This window comes from Corynebacterium sp. 1103A (genome assembly GCF_055700955.1).
Genome location: NZ_JASTTF010000002.1, coordinates 88,415 through 105,175 on the forward strand (window position 1 = coordinate 88,415; position 16,761 = coordinate 105,175).

Consider the following 16,761-nt stretch of genomic DNA (forward strand, 5'->3'; position numbering starts at 1 on the left):
CTTACTCGCCCCAATCAGTGTTGTCGCGGGTGGAGACCTGGACGTGGCGCTCCTTCGGCAGGGTGGCGGTGAACTTGCCGCCATTGGCCTGCCAGGTGTGGTCGGAACCGCAGACGGTCTTCTGGCCCTCGAAGTCGGAGACGACCCAGCCGGCCTTGAGCACCGCGGTCTTGCCCGGGGCGATGTTGTACGGGCCGACCTGCTCGCCGACCTCGTAAGACTGGCTGTCGGTGTAGCTGGAGGAGAAGCTGATGTTGATGAGATCCAGCAGCTTGAAGTCGATGCCGGCCGAGACGTTCCAGGTCTTGGTCTTGGTCTCCTTGATGGAGCGGGTCACCGGCAGCGGCTCGTCGTTATAGTTGGACACGGTCCAGGTGCCGGCGGAGCCGTCGAAGTAGGTGCGCTTGATGTCGACGGTCTGGCCGGTATCGCCCGGGTTGGCGCACTGCTGGCCGATGACGGTCGGGTTGGCCGGGCCCAGGTCGCGGGCCGGCAGGGCCTGGGCGGCCGGGGTGGCAGACGCGGCGGCGACGATGCCGCCGGCCAGGGCCAGGCCGGTCAGGCCGGCGAGGGCGCGGGAAGAGATTGCGTTCAATGCGTGCATGAGGGAACTCCTTGAAGTATGTGGTTGGGGGCAGCCTGGGCGTTAGCAGGCGGCCTGGGTGCTAGTAGGTGGACTGGGTGGGCACCGGCAGCGACCGGTACTCCTCCGGGGTGACGTCGACGGTGCGCTTGGCCCCGCCCGGGCTGGTGATGGTGGCCTCGGCCCAGAAACCGCTGGGCGCCGAGGTCTGCTTGTAGTTCGAGGTCAGGCTGTACTTGCCGTCCTTGCCACAGGTGATTTCGCGGTAATTGATGCGGGTCATTGTCGTGCCGTACTCGACGCGCACGCGCTCTCCAGCGGCCAGATCCACGTGGCCCAGCTCCGTGCCGACCGACATATAGGCGCGCTTGACGGCGCCGACGGACTCGAGCCAGCCGCGCGGGATGTCGCCGCGGTTGCCCTGCCAGTTGGTGTACGGGTGGTGCTCGGCGCCGACCACAAAGTCGGTGACCGGGGCGTACTCGTAATCTTTCTTCGACCAGTTGAGAAAGTCGGTGGAATAGCCCGGCTTGCGGTAGGTCGGCTGGACGGCGGTTATATCCAGCGGGTACCAGGTGCGGGTGCCGGCCTGGCAGGTATCTCCCACGTTGGGCCAGTCGGCCTCGCGCTGCGGCTCGGTGGTCGGTTCGACGACCTCGTCGCGGCCCGGATCGGCGATTTTTTCCAGGCTGGGACCGGACACGGAGGTGTAGGTGCCGTCGATGGGCTTGCTGTTCGCGCCCGGGGAACGCGAGGGGATCTCCATGGCCAGATCGGAGACCGTGCCGTCCGCCCGGATGATGTAGGCGAACGCGTAACGCTCGGCCGGGCCGGTGCCGCGCACGACGTTGGCGCCCGGGGTGTTTTCCAGGCGACCGTCGTTGCAGCTGACGAACATGGAGATGAAGTCTTTCTCGATGACGCCGTATTCGACGCGGAAGGATTCACCCGGGGCCAGCTTGACCGGGCCGAAGGTCTCGGTGTCGCGCCAGCCGTTGGTCATCTTCAGGCCGATGTCGGACTTGGCGGTCGTGTCCCAGCCGTTGGGCAGCTTGGCCTTGGAGTTGGCATCGATCTCGTGGTTGGTGCCCGTCTCCACCTCGGCGGTGTAGGGAACCTCCTGATCGGTGGTGTTGGTGAATTGCAGCGTGCCGTCGCTTAAGTAGCGACGCCCGGTCTCGCCGAAGCGCCACTCGGGCTCCGGGGTGTTCTTGCCGGCGGCATCGCAGGACTTGTAGAGGTTGGCAATAGGGTAGCCCTGCGGCATGGGCGGAACAGCCCGTGCCGGAACTGCGGGGCTGGCCACCAGCGGGACCAGTGCCGCCGCGACGATGGCGACGGCTGCTCGTGCCCAGCCCTTCTTCCCTACGGTTAGCGCCTTGGGTGCGTGCACTTTAAGGGTTCCTTGTCTTGAGAGTGCGGCCCAAGACCCCTTCACTGAACTATACGGAGATTTTAAGCTTCCAGGAAGCTCCTGCGCAAGGCCAGGCGGAAACCACGTGCTGAAACGGAGCGATCCGGCGGCAGGCAGCGGGCAGCGGGCCAGGAAAGCGGCGGGGCGGCATCGGCAGCGGCGGCACGCCCCCCTAATGGGGGCAGCCCGGCCACCCTAGGTAAACGTGAGGAAAATCTCATCTTTAACGCGCGAGCTGCGAATTTCGTTTCTCATGCAAAATTATCGGCCCTTGGGTCTAGAATGGAGGGGACTTTGCGCACTACCATCCCTAAACATGACCATTTCCTCACATTTGACGGAACTAGACAGCTTGAACGACGCCAACACCACCGCCGGCAAGATCGCCGAGCTCAAACGCCGCCGCGCCGAGGCCGAGGCTCCCCTGGGCCAGAAGGCCTTCGAGAAGGTCCACTCCCAGCAGCGCCTGACCGCCCGCGAGCGCCTGGACTACCTGCTGGACGAGGGGTCCTTCGTCGAGACCGACATGCTGGCCAAACACCGCACCACTGACTTCGGAATGGACGCCAAGCGGCCGACCACAGACGGCATCGTTACCGGCTGGGGCACCATCGACGGACGCGAGGTGTGCATCTTCAGCCAGGACGGCACCGTCTTTGGCGGCGCCCTGGGCGAGGTCTACGGCGAGAAGATGGTCAAGATCATGGAGCTAGCCGTAACCACCGGGCGCCCGCTCATCGGCCTCTACGAAGGCGCGGGCGCGCGCATCCAGGACGGGGCAGTCTCCCTCGACTGGATCTCGCAGACCTTTTACCAAAACGTCAAGGCCTCCGGCGTCGTGCCTCAGATTTCCGTCATCATGGGCGCCTGCGCCGGCGGCAACGCCTACTCCCCCGCCCTGACCGACTTCGTGGTCATGGTGGACAAGAAGTCCAAGATGTTCGTCACCGGCCCCGACGTCATCAAGACCGTCACCGGCGAGGAAATCACGCAGGAAGAGCTCGGCGGCGCCGGGGTCCACATGGTCTCCGCGGGCAACTCCCACTACACCGCGGCCACCGAAGAGGAGGCCCTCGACTGGGTCCACGATCTGCTTGGCTACCTGCCGTCCAATAACCAGCAGCGCAGCCCCGTCGAACCCTTCGAGCCGGTCACCGAGACCAGCGTCGACGACCTGGCCCTGGACGAAATCATCCCGGACTCACCCACCCAGCCCTACGACGTCAAGGACGTCATCGCCGCCCTGACCGACGACGCCGAGTACTTGGAGATCCAGGCCGAGCGCGCCGAGAACGTCGTCATCGCCTTCGGGCGCATCGAGGGCCGGACCGTCGGGTTCGTAGCCAACCAGCCGCAGGTCTTCGCCGGCTGCTTGGACATCGACTCCTCTGAGAAGGCCGCCCGGTTCGTGCGCACCTGCGACGCCTATAACATCCCGATCGTCATGCTCGTCGACGTCCCCGGCTTCCTGCCGGGAGCGTCCCAGGAGCACGACGGCATCCTGCGCCACGGCGCCAAGCTGCTCTACGCCTACGGCGAGGCCACCGTCCCGAAGATCACGGTGACCATGCGCAAGGCCTACGGCGGTGCTTACTGCGTCATGGGCTCCAAGGGTTTGGGCGCCGACGTCAACCTCGCCTGGCCGACGGCCCAAATCGCCGTCATGGGCGCGGCCGGCGCCGTGGGCTTCATCTACCGCAAGGAGCTCAAGGCCGCCCGCGAGAAGGGCGTCGACGAGCAGGCCTTGGCCAAGTCCTTCGAGCGCGAGTACGAAGACCACATGCTCAACCCGTACAAGGCCGCCGAGCGCGGGCTTATCGATGCTGTCATCCTGCCGTCCGAAACCCGCGCCATGGTGGCTAAAAACCTACGTCTCTACGCGGACAAATCCGTACCGCGGCCCAGCCGCAAGCACGGCAACATGCCGCTCTAGCCCGCCCCGCGCTGGGAAGGGCTAGGGCTGCGGCCGTTGCGGGAACTGCGGGGGTTTGCGGGGCGGGACTCTTGCCTAGGCCGGCGGCACGTTACCGGCCATCTCAATTTCTTCCGTTACCGGGTTCCAAGCGAACGACGCGAACGAGCTGCCCGTCGGGTTGGCGTTGGCATCGCCGTCCTGCGGCCAGCGGTAGATGACATCCATCTGCCGGCCCGAGGCCCGGCTAATCTCCGGAGCGAAGCCGTAGGGCTGCGCGGTCGCGGTGCCCAAAAACTCGCCCTTGTGAAAGAGCATGATATGGTACGGCGACGAGGCCGTCGCCCCGGTGACGGTGACGGCCGCCCAGGACAGATCCGCGCACGGATCGTAATCCGCGATGGCGGTGTCCGGGTTCCACTCCAGATCGGGTGCGAGCTGCCCCACGTTGGCCGCGACCGCGGCGTGGGCGTCGGGCTCGCCGCACTGGCCTCTGGCCTGCGGGTCGGGCGCCGGCGCGCCCGCCTCCCCTGCGGCGCCGTCGGCGCCCGCAGCGTTGTTCGCGTTCTTGCCGCCCGCGGCGGCCTGACCCTGCTGTGCCTGGTCTTGCTCTGTCTTGTCGTGCTGTCCCTTGTCCTGCTGTTCGTTGGCCTTGGCCGCGTCAGTCTCCGCGATGGAGGCTACGGAGGCCTCGCTGGCGGGGGCGGACTCGTTATCGGCGTTGTCTGCGTTCAGGCCCGAGCATCCGGCCAGCGCAAACACGGCGCCGGCGATACCGGTGACTAGTATTCCGCGCATGGTGGACATTGCTACTCCTAGACTTGTCTAGACTCCTGGATACGCCCCCATTATGACATGGGTCACCAGAATTCCAGATAACGTTTCCGTTTCAATGCCATGGCAAAAAGCTGTCCGAAAACTGTCCCTACGGTGCCTTTTAGGTGTGCCTGCGCGGTACGAGTTGGAGGCCGGCGCAGTGCCGCTTGGGCGTCGCCGAGTCGTCACGGTGCGTTACGAGGTGTTAACAGAAACGGGGCGGGCGCCGACTAAAAGGGAGTACCCAGGCAGCCGGGCAGGCCGAGGGCGCCTGCGGCGCCGCCCGCAGACCACAGGCTGCGAGTTTGTTTTATTTTTAGAGGTTGTAGACTAAGCGATTATGACAGATAAACCGGATCTGAAAACGACTGCCGGCAAGATCACCGATCTGGACAACCGCCTGAACGAGTCCCGCCAGCCCACCGGCGCTGAGGGCCCGACCGACGCCCGCCAACGGGTACTCGACCTGCTGGACGAGGGATCTTTCGTCGAGACGGACGCCTTGGCCCGCCACCGCTCCACCGCCTTCGGGCGCGAGCACGACCACCCCTACACCGACGGCGTGGTGACCGGCTACGGCACCATCGACGGCCGCCGCGTCTGCGTCTTCAGCCAGGACGCCTCCGTCTTCGAGGGCACCCTGGGCGAGGTCACCGGGGAAAAGATCTGCAAGCTCTACGACTTGGCGTTGAAGACCGGCGTGCCCATGGTGGGCATCCACGAGTCGGCGGGCCCGCGCGTGCAGGAGGGTATCGTCAGCCTGAGCATGCACGCGCGCATCATGGCCGCCGTCACGCGCGCCTCCGGCCTCATCCCGCAGGTGGCCGTCGTGGTCGGCGACAACGAGGGCATGGCCGCCTTCGCCCCGGCCCTGGCCGATCTGGTCATCGTGGCCCGCGGCGGCGCGCTCCACCAGGCGGCCCCGGCCGTGGTCCAGGAGGTCGCCGGCGCCGAGATGACCGCCGAGGAGTTGGGCGGCGCGGACGCTCTGGCCACTAACGGCACCGCCCACCTCATCGCGGAGACCGACGCCCAAGCCCTAGACTTGGCGCGCAGCGCCCTGGCCTACCTGCCGGTCAACAACCGCGCCGAGGCCCCGCGCACAGACGCGGAGATCTCCCACGGGTCCATCGCGGACAACGTCGACGAGACCGCCCGCGCCCTGGATTCCATCGTGCCCGACGAGGAGACCGGCGCCTTCGACATCACCGAGGTCATCGCGGCCGTGGTGGACCCGGATTCCTTCTTCGAAATCCAGGCCGACTTCGCCGGCAACGTCGTGACCGGCTTCGCGCGCATCGAGGGCCGCGCCGTAGGGCTCGTGGCCAACCAGCCGCTCGCCCTGGCCGGCACCCTGGACGGGGCGGCCTGCGACAAGGCGGCCCGGTTCATCCGCACCTGCGACGCGTTTAATACCCCCATCGTCGAGTTCGTCGACTCGCCCGGCTTCCTGCCCCAGCCAACCGAGGAGCAGGCCGGCCTGCTGCGCCGCGCCAACAAGCTGGCCTTCGCGTTTGCCGAGGCCAGCGTCGGCAAGCTGACCGTTATCACCCGCAAGGCCATCGGCCCGGCCTACGTGTTCATGGGCTCCAAGGACCTGGGCGCCGACCTGGCTTATGCCTGGCCCACCGCCCAGATCGCGGTCACCCAGGCCTCCCAGGCGGCCCGCGCCATCTACGGCGACGCGGCCACGCCCGAGCAGGAGGCCGAGCTGGCCGAGCAGTTCCTGCACCCCTACGCCGCAGCCGAGCGCGGGCTGGTCGACGCCGTCATCGAGCCGGCCACCACCCGCGGCCACCTGGTTGAGGGGCTGCGGCTGCTGGAGCGCAAGATTTCCCAGCCCGCCATGAAAAAGCACGGTAATATAACGCTCTAATGCCCGCCCCGCCCGTGCCAGTTACCACCCACCGTGAGGAGCCACCCGCAGTGTCCGATACCGTGTCCGAATCCAAGCCCCTGTTCCAGGTAGTCAAGGGCCAGCCCAACGACACCGAGATCGCGGCCCTGACCGCCGTGTTCACCCAGCTCGCCGCCCAGGCCCGCGCGGCCGCCGCCGGCGCCGGCACGGGTGAGCGCAACCTGTGGGGCGCGCCCGGCTACGGCCGGCGCGGCCTGCCGGGCCGGGTGGAATACAACCCGAACGCCTTCCGCAACGTGCGTTATTACTAACGATGCCCACTGCTAACAACGCGGCGGCGAAGAACACCGCCGCGAAGAACTCTGCGGCGGGGCGCCGGCCGCGCATCGTCCTGGCCTCCCAGTCACCGTCGCGGGCTGGGATCCTGCGCTCGGGCGGGATCGACCCTTTCCTCGCGCCCGCCGGGGTGGACGAGGAGGCCATCCGGGCTAGCCTGCCGGACGCCTCCCCCGCCGAGGTCGTCGCCGCCCTGGCGCGCGCCAAGGCCCAGGCCGTGGCCGGGCAGCACACCGCAGACTACGCCGGCAACGTCGTCATCGGCGGCGACAGCATGCTCCTGCTGGACGGGCAGCTGCAGGGCAAGCCACACACCCACGAGGCCACCGTGGAGCGCTGGCGCGCCCAGGCCGGGCGCACCGCACACCTATTGACCGGACACTGCGTGATTTTCGGAGGGGAAGAATTCGTGGAGACCGCCAGCACGACGGTCCACTTCGCCGCGGCCGAGGAGGCCGACATTGAGGCCTACGCCGCAACCGGCGAGCCGCTCGAGTGCGCCGGCGCGTTCACCCTGGAGGCCCTGGGCGGCTGGTTCATCGACGGCATCGAGGGCGATCCCTCCTCTGTTATCGGACTGTCCCTGCCGGTGGTGCGCCGGGCGCTGTACTCCTTCGGGCTACGGGTGGCGGATTTCTGGGACTAGCCTTAAGGACCCCAAACGCCGCAGACAGGACCGGGTGGGCGCGACTATACTGGCATGCCATGGAGATGAAAGACATGCTTGCCCCTAACCCGATTAAACTGCCGGCAGATCCCGGTGCGGAGTCCACGCAGGACCTGCCCGCCGGCATCGTCGAGCACCCCGACTCGCCGCTGCTGTGGGCCACCCTGGCCGAGCAAGAGCTGGCCCGGCTGCGCGCCGACGAGGCCCCGCCGACCGCGTACATCACCGCCTACGCCTACGCGCGCACCGGCTACCACCGCAGCCTGGACCGCCTGCGCGGCAACGGCTGGAAGGGCTGGGGCCCGGTCCCCTATTCCCACGAGCCGAACCAGGGCGTGCTGCGCGCCATCGCGGCCCTGGCGCACGCAGCCCAGGCCATCGGCGAGCAGGACGAGTACGACCGCCTGCGCCAGATGCTCAGCGACGCCGACCCGGAGTCGGTCGCTGCCCTGCTGGACTAGTTGGGCTGGCTGGGCTGGCTAAGGCTGGCGGATAGACCACAACCGCCTCGAGACTCTTGTTCAGTCCCGGGGCGGTTTTTCTCTGCCGGTTTTGCGTTTCGGTCTTAGGCGGCGCTGTGCTTGGCCTCGACCCGGGAGATAGCCTCAGCGGCCACCCTCTGCTGGATGCCCATGTCCAGCTGGGAGGTGAAGCCCACGCAGGAGCAGTTGATTTCGCCCAGGACGTAGGTGTCCTCGCCGTTCTCGCCGTCGGCGAGCATGAAGTCGGCGGTCCAGATCAGCGGGATGTTGTCGCCGCCGAGCTTCTCCGCGATGACCGGGCGGACCTCGGCGAACATGTCGACCAGATCCTGCCAGGATTCCGGGGAGTCGTAGGTGTACTTCGCGCCGGAAAACAGTGTGGCGGAGAAGTTGTCGCCGCCCTCGGCCGGCTTCTTGTGGACCACGAAGACCGGATCCGCGCCGACCAGGAGGATGCGGATTTCGCCCTCGACGATGCGCGGCATGAAGCGCATGTCCACCAGCATGCCGTTGTCGCCCTCAATGTACTGGTCGCAGAAGTCCATGTATTCGCCCAGCTGGCGCTCCTCGGTGTGGTTGTCCACGGCCTCGGTGCACTTAAGCTCTGTATCCAGCGGCAGCATGGTGCCCGGCTCGACGCTGGCGGCCAGCTCCTTGTCCTTGAGCTGCACGCGCCAGATGCCGGAGCCCGTGGACCCGCGGTTCTGCTTGAGGACGCGCTCGCCGTAGGACAGGGTCTGTGGGAAGGTCTCGTGGAAGCTCTCGACGTCGTAGTAGGCCTGGGTGTCCTCCGGGACCAGGTCGGTCTGGTTCAGCTTAACCAGGGCGTCCTTGGCGCCGTAGGCCATCATCTCCTCCGGGGTGGACATGCCCACCAGGCCGGCCTCGGACAGCTTGGTCAGAAGGTCGAAGTAGCCCTTCTCCCCACCCGGGATGTTGCCCGGGTTAACGCGGGAGATGTAGGCGTCGAAGTTGTTGGAGACGTAGTCGAAGAGATCCTCGGACCACTCCGGGCGGAAGTAGACGACCTCGGAGTGCCAGCCGGCCTCCTGCAGAGACTCGACGATGGGCATGGTGTCCTTGCGGTGGCCGTTGAACTGCTTGTCGGATCCGCCTTCAACCTCGAAGACAACGATGGCTTTGTGCATGGGTGAAACCTTTCGGGAAAGGGGGCATCGGTCTCGTCTGGGGCACCGGATTTCTAGCGGCTCCCACACCCTATAATTTATCGGACTTCCCGCCGCCGCGCGCGCCGGGAATTACCCCTTCTATCCCACCTTTAATCGGGGTTTTTGGGGGTTTATTCGGCCCAGCGTAAAGCTCGCGGCCACCCTACCAGCATACTTGTTATAACCAGCGCCCGGGCGGGGCGGCACGGGCCCAAGAGAGGGGGCATCGCCGGGCCTTGGAATGTATTGAACACCACACCCGTCGCGGGGAAGTGACCAATCGCTTTCCGCGCGGTAGAGTATGGGGCAGTAAAAGCTATACGAAGACTCAACCGTGATTCAGCCGCGCCGGCCCCGACCCCGGCGGCTGGGTCAACGCTTTCAGACCGCGCCGCACAAACCCTACCCGCCTTGAAGTACGGCGCGCACCGCATCCCGACGAAAGGTTTCAAAGAGCATGACCGAATTCGACCCGCACCCGCCCTTCCAGGACTTCGCCCAGCCCGGCCGCTTGGTCTCCGCGCCGTGGCTGTCCGCACGGCTCGGGGTGAAAGGTCTACGAGTCATCGAGGTCGACGAGGACTCCCTGCTCTACGACATCGGGCACATCCCCACCGCCAGCCGCATCAACTTCCCGAAGGAACTACTGGATCCGACCACCCGCGACATCATCGACGGCGCGGCTTTCCAGCAGCTCATGCAGGACAAGGGCATTAACCGCGAGGACACCGTAGTCTTCTACGGCGACAAGTCCAACTGGTGGGCCGCCTACGCCCTGTGGGTCTTCGAGCTCTACGGGCACCCGGACACGCGGCTGCTCGACGGCGGGCGCGACGCCTGGATGGCCGAGGAGCGCGACACCTCCTTCGCCGTGCCGGAATTTCCGGCCTCCGATTACCCGGCCGTCGAACGCGACGACGCCCCGCACCGCGCCTTCGTCGACGAGCTGCGCACCACGGACGCCGTCATCGTGGACACCCGCAGCCCCGAGGAATTCGCCGGCCAGCCGACCAGCGCCTCCCCGCAGGGCAACTCCGCCTACGGCACCACCATCCGCCACGGCCACATCCCGGGCGCGACCAACCTGGAGTGGGATCGCGCGATGTACCCGAACGGCACCTTCCGCTCCCTGGAGGAGCTGCGGGTCAACTACGGCAACCTGAACGCCGGGGATCCCACCATCCTCTATTCGCACGTCGGCGCGCAGGCCGCGCACACCTGGTTCGTCCTCAAATTCCTGCTGGGAGTCGAGAACGTCCGCACCTACGACGGCTCCTGGGCCGAGTGGGGAAATATGGTTCGAATGCCCATCGAGCGCTAGAATCCTAGTGTCTAAGCCGAGCTGGGTGTAACACGCCGGAGAAATTCCCGTATCTAACCTGGTACGGGATTATTTTTTGCATGATTTTTAGAACCTGACGGTTTTCTCATGTTTTGATGTGCAAGAATAGTAAGCGATCCAATACTAGTTTTTCAGGAGGATTCCTGCTGTGGCAGTTGAACAAAAGAAGATCACCAAGGTGCTCATCGCCAACCGTGGTGAGATCGCAGTTCGCGTCATCCGCGCTGCGCGCGATGCCGGCATCAGCTCCGTAGCGGTCTACGCCGAGCCCGATGCCACCGCCCCCTTCGTCGAGCTTGCCGACGAGGCCTTCGCACTGGGCGGGACCACCTCTGCCGAGTCCTATTTGGTCTTCGACAAGATCCTCGACGCCGCCGCCAAGTCCGGCGCCGACGCCATCCACCCCGGCTACGGCTTCCTGTCCGAGAACGCCGACTTCGCCCAGGGCGTCCTCGACGCCGGCCTCATCTGGATCGGCCCCTCCCCGGAGGCCATCGCGGCCCTGGGCGACAAGGTCACCGCCCGGCGCATCGCGGAGCGCGCCGACGCCCCCATGGCCCCGGGCACCAAGGACCCGGTGGCGGAATCCTCCGAAATCGAGGCCTTCGCGCAGGAAAACGGCCTGCCGGTGGCCATCAAGGCGGCCTTCGGCGGCGGCGGCCGCGGCATGAAGGTCGCCTACACGCACGAGGAGATCCCGGAGCTCTTCGAATCCGCCACCCGCGAGGCCGTGACCGCCTTCGGCCGCGGCGAGTGCTTTGTGGAGCGCTACCTGGACAAGGCCCGCCACGTCGAGGCCCAGGTCCTGGCCGACATGCACGGCAACGTCGTGGTGGTCGGCACCCGCGACTGCTCCCTGCAGCGCCGCTTCCAGAAGCTGGTCGAGGAGGCGCCGGCCCCCTTCCTGACCGACGAGCAGCGCGCCACCATCCACGACTCGGCCAAGCGCATCTGCCGCGAGGCCGGCTACTACGGCGCCGGCACCGTGGAATACCTGGTCGGTTCCGACGGGCTCATCTCCTTCCTCGAGGTCAACACCCGCCTGCAGGTCGAGCACCCGGTCTCCGAGGAGACCACCGGCCTGGACCTGGTGCGCGAGCAGTTCCGTATCGCCCAGGGCGAGAAGCTGCCCTTTAGCGAGGACCCGACCCCGCGCGGCCACGCCTTCGAGTTCCGCATCAACGGCGAGGACGCCGCCGCTGGCTTCATGCCGGCCCCAGGCACCGTGGTGGACTACCGCGAGCCGACCGGCCCGGGCGTGCGCGTCGACTCCGGCGTGCGCGCCGGCAGCGTCATCGGCGGCCAGTTCGACTCCATGCTGGGCAAGCTCATCGTCTGGGGCCCGGACCGCGAGACCGCCCTGCAGCGCTCCGCCCGCGCACTGGGAGAATTCACCGTCACCGGCCTGCCGACGGTCATCCCCTTCCACCAGGCCATCGTGGCCGACCCCGCCTTCCGCGGCGACGGCGAGTCCTTCGACGTCTACACCAAGTGGATCGAGGAAGAGTGGTCCGGCGACCTGCCGGCCTACCAGGACCCGGAGGCCGCCGAGGCCGAGGATGCCGAGGCCCTGCCGGCTCAGAAGTACGTCGTGGAGGTCAACGGCCGCCGCGTCGAGGTGGCCCTGCCGGGCGACTTGGTCCTGGGCGCCGGCGCGGGGGCGCCGAAGAAGAAATCCAAGAAGCGCCGCGGCGGCGGATCCAAGGCGGCCGTGTCCGGCGACGCGGTGGTCGCGCCCATGCAGGGCACCGTCATCAAGGTCGCCGTCGAGGAGGGCCAAGAGGTCGCCGAGGGCGACGTGCTGATCGTCCTCGAGGCCATGAAGATGGAAAACCCGGTCAAGGCCCACAAGGCCGGCGTGGTAACAGGCCTGGTTGTGGAGCCCGGCGCCCAGATCAACAAGGGCAACCCCATGCTGGAGATCAAGTAGCTAGGCTGGTGGGCATGACTGATAATGCCCACTCCCCCGCTGAGCGCCGCACCCCCTTGCACCCCGACGTCAACGACACGGGGATCAGGCTGCGGCTGGCTCAGGATGATGACCGCACCTACTTGTCGCGCCTGTTCTACCTGACCGACGTCTTAGGCGATGAGACGGCCGCGCTGGGCGAGGAGCACCTGCGCGACATCGGCGCTTACGTGGGCGAATGGTCCCCGCGCGTGGACGGCGGGGTCATCGCCATCTCCGAGTACGAGGTCCCAGCCGGCGGGGCCTGGCTGCGCTATTTCACCGGCGAGCACAAGGGCGTGGCCTACACCGGCCGCCCGGACGCCGATCCGCACGATGACAGCCAGTGGGCCACGGAATTCGACCCGGAAGAAATCCCCGAGCTGTGCATCGCCGTCGAGCGGCGCTACGCCGGCCTAGGCCTGGGTAAGCGCCTGCTGCGCAACGTCTGCGATCTCGCCCGGGAGCAGACCGCACCGGCGGTCTCCCTGTGGGTCGATCCCCGCAACGAGCGGGCCCGCCGGCTCTACGATGCCGCCGGTTTTACCCCGCTGGAGGTCCCCGGCGGCGAACCGGGGACCATGATTTACTACTTCTAGCCTTTGTAAGCTAGCTGACCACCACGATGAGGTCGCCGCCTTCGACCTTGGTGGCCTGACCGATGGCCAGGCGCTCCACCGTGCCGGACTGGGTGGCGGAGATGGACGCCTCCATCTTCATGGCCTCGATGACGGCGACCTGATCGCCCTCTTCGACCTCGTCGCCGACCTTGACGGTCGGGTTGACCACGCCCGCGAACGGGGCGGCCACGTGGCCCGGGTTGGCCGGGTCGGCCTTCTCCACCGTCGCGACGGTGGACTCGGCGGAGTGGTCGCGCACCTTCATCGGGCGTATCTGGCCGTTGACGTTGAGGATGACTGAGCGCATGCCCTTCTCATCCGGCTCGCCGACCGCGTCCAGCCGCACGACCATGGCGTTGAGCGACTCGCGCTCCGTGCTGTTTTCCGGGAAGAAGTGGACGATCTTCTCCTCGCCCTCGGTCAGGCCATAGAAGAACTCGGCATCGTTGAGCGCCTCGGTGTTGCCGTACTGGCGGCGGAACTCCTTGAACTCCTCAAACTGCTTCGGGAAGAGCAGGTGGTTGAGCGCCTCGCGGCGCTCGGTGGAATCCTCCGAGTCCAGGTGGCGAGCCTGGTCGGCCGGGACCTCAGAAATCTGCGGCCCCTCCTTCTCGCCCGCGCGGCCGGACAGAATCTTGTCGCGCAGCGGCGGCCAGCCGCTGGACGGGGTGCCCAGCTCGCCGCGCAGGAAGGCGATAACGGAGTCCGGGATGTCGTACTTGGTCGGCTCCTTGGCAAAGTCCGCCGGGTCGACGCCGGCGCCCACCAGGTGCAGCGCCAGGTCGCCGACGACCTTCGAGGAGGGGGTGACCTTGGTCGGCCGACCCAGCATCTCATTGACGGCGGCGTAGGTGTCCTCGATGACCTCGAAGCGGTCGGCCAGGCCCAGCGCGGAGGCCTGGGCGCGCAGGTTGGACAGCTGGCCGCCCGGGATCTCGTGCTTGTAGACCCGGCCCGTCGGGCCCGGGATGCCGTTCTCGAACGGGGCGTAGACCTGGCGCACGGCCTCCCAGTAGGGCTCCAGGTCGGAGACGGCCTGCAGGTCGATGCCCGTGTCCCGGCTGGTGCTCGCCAGGGCCGCGACGATGGCCGACAGGGACGGCTGCGAGGTGGTGCCCGCCAACGGGGCCGAAGCGCCATCGACGGCGTCGGCGCCGGACAGAGCCGCCGCGTAGTAGGTGGCCAGCTGGCCACCCGCGGTGTCGTGGGTGTGCACGTGCACCGGCAGGTCGAAGTTCTTGCGCAGGGCCATGACCAGCTTGCTGGCCGCGTCCGGGCGCAGCAGGCCGGCCATGTCCTTGATGGCCAGCACGTGGGCGCCGGATTCGACAATCTGCTCGGCCAGGCGCAGGTAGTAGTCCAGCGTGTAGATGTCTTCCTTCGGCGAGGTCATGTCCCCGGAGTAGGCCATGGCGACCTCGGCGACGGTGGTGCCGGTCTCAAGGACGGCATCGATAGCCGGGCGCATCTGGCTGACGTCGTTCAGGGCGTCGAAGATGCGGAAGACGTCCACGCCGGAGCGGGCGGCTTCCTCCACGAAGGAGTGGCAGACCTTGTCCGGGTACGGGGTGTAGCCGACGGTGTTGCGGCCGCGAAGCAGCATCTGGATGTTGACGTTCGGCATGGCCTCGCGCAGCATGTCCAAGCGGACCCAGGGGTCCTCGTGGAGGAAGCGCATGGCCACGTCGAAGGTGGCCCCGCCCCAGGCCTCCACGGAGTACAGGTTCGGGGTCAGGCGCGCGACGTGCTCGGCGGCAGACACCAGGGTGGTGCCGCGCACGCGGGTGGCCAGCAGCGACTGGTGCGCGTCGCGGAAAGTGGTGTCCGTAACGGCCAGGGCGTCCTGGGCGCGCAGCTTCTCGGCGAAGCCCTTTGGGCCCAGCTCGCGCAGTTCGTCGCGGGAGCCGCGCGGCAGGTCGGAGTCGCGGTGGGAGTGCTCCGGCAGCTTGTCGAACGGGCGGAGCGGCGTCGGGCGCTCGCCGTTGGGGCGGTTGACGGTGGTCTCGGCCAGGTAGTCCAGGATGCGGCCCGGCTCGTCGCTGGCCGGCGGTGCCTTGAGCAGGTCCGGGTGGTTGGCAATGAAGCCGGTGTCAATACGGTGCGTGGTGAAGTCCGGCTCCCGCAGCAGGGCTCGCAGGAAGCCGATGTTGGTGGAGACGCCGGAGACCGTGAACTCGTTGAGCGCGCGGATGGCGCGGGCCACCGCCTGCTGGAAGTCCTTGCCGCGGCAGGTCATCTTCACCAGCAGGGAGTCGAAGTTCGGGGAGATCTCCGCGCCGACCGCGGTCGCGCCGTCCAGGCGCACGCCGGCGCCGCCCGGCGAGCGGTACGCCGTCAGCGTGCCCGTGTCCGGGCGAAAACCGTTGTTCGGGTCCTCGGTGGTGATACGGCACTGCAGCGCCGAGCCGGTCAGGTGGATGGCCTCCTGGTTAAGACCCAGGTCCTCCAGGCTGGCGCCGGCGGCGATCTGCATCTGGGACTTCACAATGTCCACGCCGGTGACCTCCTCGGTCACGGTGTGCTCGACCTGCACGCGCGGGTTCATCTCGATGAAGACGTGGTTGCCGCGCTCGTCGACGAGGAACTCGACTGTGCCGGCGCCCTCGTAGTTGATGTGGCGGCAGAACTTCACCGCGTCCTGGCAGATGCGGTCGCGCAGTTCGGCGTGCAGGAACGGCGCCGGGGCGATCTCCACGACCTTTTGGTGGCGGCGCTGCACGGAGCAGTCCCGCTCGAAGAGGTGGATGACGTTGCCCTGGGAATCCGCCAGGATCTGGACCTCGATGTGCTGCGGGTTAATCACGGCGGTCTCCAGGTAGACGCTGCCGTCGCCAAAGGCCGCCTCCGCCTCGCGGGAGGCCTCCGCCGCCTTTTCCTTAAGCTCCCCCGGCGTCTCGACGAAGCGCATGCCGCGCCCGCCGCCGCCGGCCACGGCCTTGACGAAGACCGGGAACTGGAAGTCCTCGGCGTAAGAAACCAGCTGGTCGACGTCAGTGGACGGCGCGGAGTCCTTCAAGGTCGGCAGCCCGGCCTCCTCGGCCGCGTGCACGGCGGCCGCCTTGTCGCCGGTCAGATCCAGCGTCTCCGGGGTCGGGCCGATGAATTTGATGCCGGCGTCCTGGCACGCCCGCGCGAGATCCGCGCGCTCGGACAGGAAGCCGTAGCCCGGGTAGACGGCGTCCGCGCCGGACTTCTTCGCCGCCCGGATGATTTCCTCGATATCCAGGTAGGCCTTCACCGGCTGGCCTTCGGTGCCGATTCGCACGGCCTCGTCCGCGAAAGCCCGGTGGAAGGAGTTTCGGTCCTCCCGGGGGTAGACAGCAACGGTGGTGGCCCCAGTCTCGAAGGCCGCGCGGAAAGCACGCACGGCAATCTCGCCGCGGTTAGCGACGAGCACCTTCGAGAACGAGGCGGGAGCAGTCTGAACCACGAGTTTTCCTTTCAGTTCAGTGAGTGATGCACCTTACATCTTAGTTCGTCCCCAACCGTTTTAGGGACAATTTCCAGTGCAAAGATTCACACAGTTGCAATGGCCTCTTTGTTAAGGCTGTAAATCGGAAAAACCCCAGCACACGCACCCTTGAGCAGGAGCAGGAACGGATGAGTGTGCTGGG

General features: G+C 67.1%; 13 protein-coding genes. 8 read left to right on the forward strand and 5 right to left on the reverse strand.

What is annotated here, in order from left to right; genetic code table 11:
• Nucleotide 1: 1 nt before the first annotated feature.
• Both QQS52_RS01955 and QQS52_RS01960 read right to left on the reverse strand, forming a co-directional pair.
• A complete protein-coding gene (locus QQS52_RS01955) occupies nucleotides 2-604 on the reverse strand; it encodes a hypothetical protein (RefSeq protein WP_070769253.1) in 603 nt (200 codons plus the stop codon).
• Nucleotides 605-665: 61 nt separating this feature from the next.
• Nucleotides 666-1,850, reverse strand: a complete 1,185-nt coding sequence (locus tag QQS52_RS01960; protein WP_472772542.1) for a hypothetical protein — start codon at nucleotides 1,848-1,850, stop codon at nucleotides 666-668.
• A gap of 463 nt (nucleotides 1,851-2,313) precedes the next feature.
• On the opposite strand from QQS52_RS01960, the gene QQS52_RS01965 reads away from it, so the two are divergent.
• On the forward strand, nucleotides 2,314-3,930 hold the full coding sequence (locus QQS52_RS01965) for an acyl-CoA carboxylase subunit beta (RefSeq protein WP_472772346.1): 1,617 nt from the start codon (nucleotides 2,314-2,316) through the stop codon (nucleotides 3,928-3,930).
• Nucleotides 3,931-4,005: 75 nt separating this feature from the next.
• Here QQS52_RS01965 and QQS52_RS01970 read toward each other — a convergent pair whose 3' ends face one another.
• Complete coding sequence (locus QQS52_RS01970) at nucleotides 4,006-4,716, reverse strand: LppP/LprE family lipoprotein (RefSeq protein WP_472772347.1); 711 nt, start codon at nucleotides 4,714-4,716, stop codon at nucleotides 4,006-4,008.
• 349 nt (nucleotides 4,717-5,065) lie between these two features.
• Between QQS52_RS01970 and QQS52_RS01975 the strand changes: the two genes are divergently transcribed.
• Genes QQS52_RS01975 through QQS52_RS01990 form a run of 4 tightly spaced genes read left to right on the forward strand, consistent with a single transcriptional unit; the run spans nucleotide 5,066 to nucleotide 8,047 of the window.
• Nucleotides 5,066-6,601, forward strand: a complete 1,536-nt coding sequence (locus tag QQS52_RS01975) for an acyl-CoA carboxylase subunit beta (RefSeq protein WP_472772348.1) — start codon at nucleotides 5,066-5,068, stop codon at nucleotides 6,599-6,601.
• A gap of 50 nt (nucleotides 6,602-6,651) precedes the next feature.
• Nucleotides 6,652-6,894: an acyl-CoA carboxylase subunit epsilon gene (locus QQS52_RS01980; protein WP_472772349.1), complete on the forward strand. Its 243-nt coding sequence runs from the start codon at nucleotides 6,652-6,654 to the stop codon at nucleotides 6,892-6,894.
• A 2-nt stretch (nucleotides 6,895-6,896) separates the two neighbouring features.
• Entirely contained in the window at nucleotides 6,897-7,565 is a 669-nt protein-coding gene (locus QQS52_RS01985) for a nucleoside triphosphate pyrophosphatase (RefSeq protein ID WP_472772350.1), read from the forward strand.
• Nucleotides 7,566-7,624: 59 nt separating this feature from the next.
• Nucleotides 7,625-8,047 (forward strand): DUF3151 domain-containing protein, encoded by a 423-nt coding sequence (locus QQS52_RS01990; RefSeq protein ID WP_472772351.1) that lies wholly within the window; start codon nucleotides 7,625-7,627, stop codon nucleotides 8,045-8,047.
• Between the two features lie 104 nt (nucleotides 8,048-8,151).
• On the opposite strand, the gene QQS52_RS01995 is transcribed toward QQS52_RS01990, so the two are convergent.
• Nucleotides 8,152-9,216 (reverse strand): Cj0069 family protein, encoded by a 1,065-nt coding sequence (locus QQS52_RS01995; RefSeq protein ID WP_472772352.1) that lies wholly within the window; start codon nucleotides 9,214-9,216, stop codon nucleotides 8,152-8,154.
• A 478-nt stretch (nucleotides 9,217-9,694) separates the two neighbouring features.
• Here QQS52_RS01995 and QQS52_RS02000 point away from each other — a divergent pair, with 478 nt between their 5' ends.
• The 3 genes from QQS52_RS02000 to QQS52_RS02010 all read left to right on the forward strand — a co-directional run bounded on the left by QQS52_RS02000 (nucleotide 9,695) and on the right by QQS52_RS02010 (nucleotide 13,126).
• The gene (locus tag QQS52_RS02000) at nucleotides 9,695-10,558 is read left to right on the forward strand and encodes a sulfurtransferase (RefSeq protein WP_472772353.1); all 864 of its coding nucleotides are present in this window, start codon (nucleotides 9,695-9,697) and stop codon (nucleotides 10,556-10,558) included.
• A 169-nt stretch (nucleotides 10,559-10,727) separates the two neighbouring features.
• Nucleotides 10,728-12,509: an acetyl/propionyl/methylcrotonyl-CoA carboxylase subunit alpha gene (locus tag QQS52_RS02005; RefSeq protein ID WP_472772354.1), complete on the forward strand. Its 1,782-nt coding sequence runs from the start codon at nucleotides 10,728-10,730 to the stop codon at nucleotides 12,507-12,509.
• Nucleotides 12,510-12,523: 14 nt separating this feature from the next.
• Nucleotides 12,524-13,126, forward strand: coding sequence for a GNAT family N-acetyltransferase (locus QQS52_RS02010; protein WP_472772355.1), 603 nt, complete (start codon nucleotides 12,524-12,526; stop codon nucleotides 13,124-13,126).
• 10 nt (nucleotides 13,127-13,136) lie between these two features.
• On the opposite strand, the gene QQS52_RS02015 is transcribed toward QQS52_RS02010, so the two are convergent.
• Nucleotides 13,137-16,577, reverse strand: a complete 3,441-nt coding sequence (locus QQS52_RS02015) for a pyruvate carboxylase (RefSeq protein ID WP_472772356.1) — start codon at nucleotides 16,575-16,577, stop codon at nucleotides 13,137-13,139.
• Between the last annotated feature and the right edge of the window lie 184 nt (nucleotides 16,578-16,761).

What these genes read in the sequence shown, in the direction of transcription:
- QQS52_RS02000 (WP_472772353.1), top strand. Translation starts at nt 9,695, where the DNA reads ATGACCGAATTCGACCCGCACCCGCCCTTCCAGGACTTCGCCCAGCCC.
- QQS52_RS01960 (WP_472772542.1), bottom strand. Translation starts at nt 1,850, where the DNA reads ATGCCGCAGGGCTACCCTATTGCCAACCTCTACAAGTCCTGCGATGCC.
- QQS52_RS01975 (WP_472772348.1), top strand. Translation starts at nt 5,066, where the DNA reads ATGACAGATAAACCGGATCTGAAAACGACTGCCGGCAAGATCACCGAT.
- QQS52_RS01995 (WP_472772352.1), bottom strand. Translation starts at nt 9,216, where the DNA reads ATGCACAAAGCCATCGTTGTCTTCGAGGTTGAAGGCGGATCCGACAAG.
- QQS52_RS02010 (WP_472772355.1), top strand. Translation starts at nt 12,524, where the DNA reads ATGACTGATAATGCCCACTCCCCCGCTGAGCGCCGCACCCCCTTGCAC.
- QQS52_RS01985 (WP_472772350.1), top strand. Translation starts at nt 6,897, where the DNA reads ATGCCCACTGCTAACAACGCGGCGGCGAAGAACACCGCCGCGAAGAAC.
- QQS52_RS01990 (WP_472772351.1), top strand. Translation starts at nt 7,625, where the DNA reads ATGGAGATGAAAGACATGCTTGCCCCTAACCCGATTAAACTGCCGGCA.
- QQS52_RS01965 (WP_472772346.1), top strand. Translation starts at nt 2,314, where the DNA reads ATGACCATTTCCTCACATTTGACGGAACTAGACAGCTTGAACGACGCC.
- QQS52_RS01970 (WP_472772347.1), bottom strand. Translation starts at nt 4,716, where the DNA reads ATGTCCACCATGCGCGGAATACTAGTCACCGGTATCGCCGGCGCCGTG.
- QQS52_RS01955 (WP_070769253.1), bottom strand. Translation starts at nt 604, where the DNA reads ATGCACGCATTGAACGCAATCTCTTCCCGCGCCCTCGCCGGCCTGACC.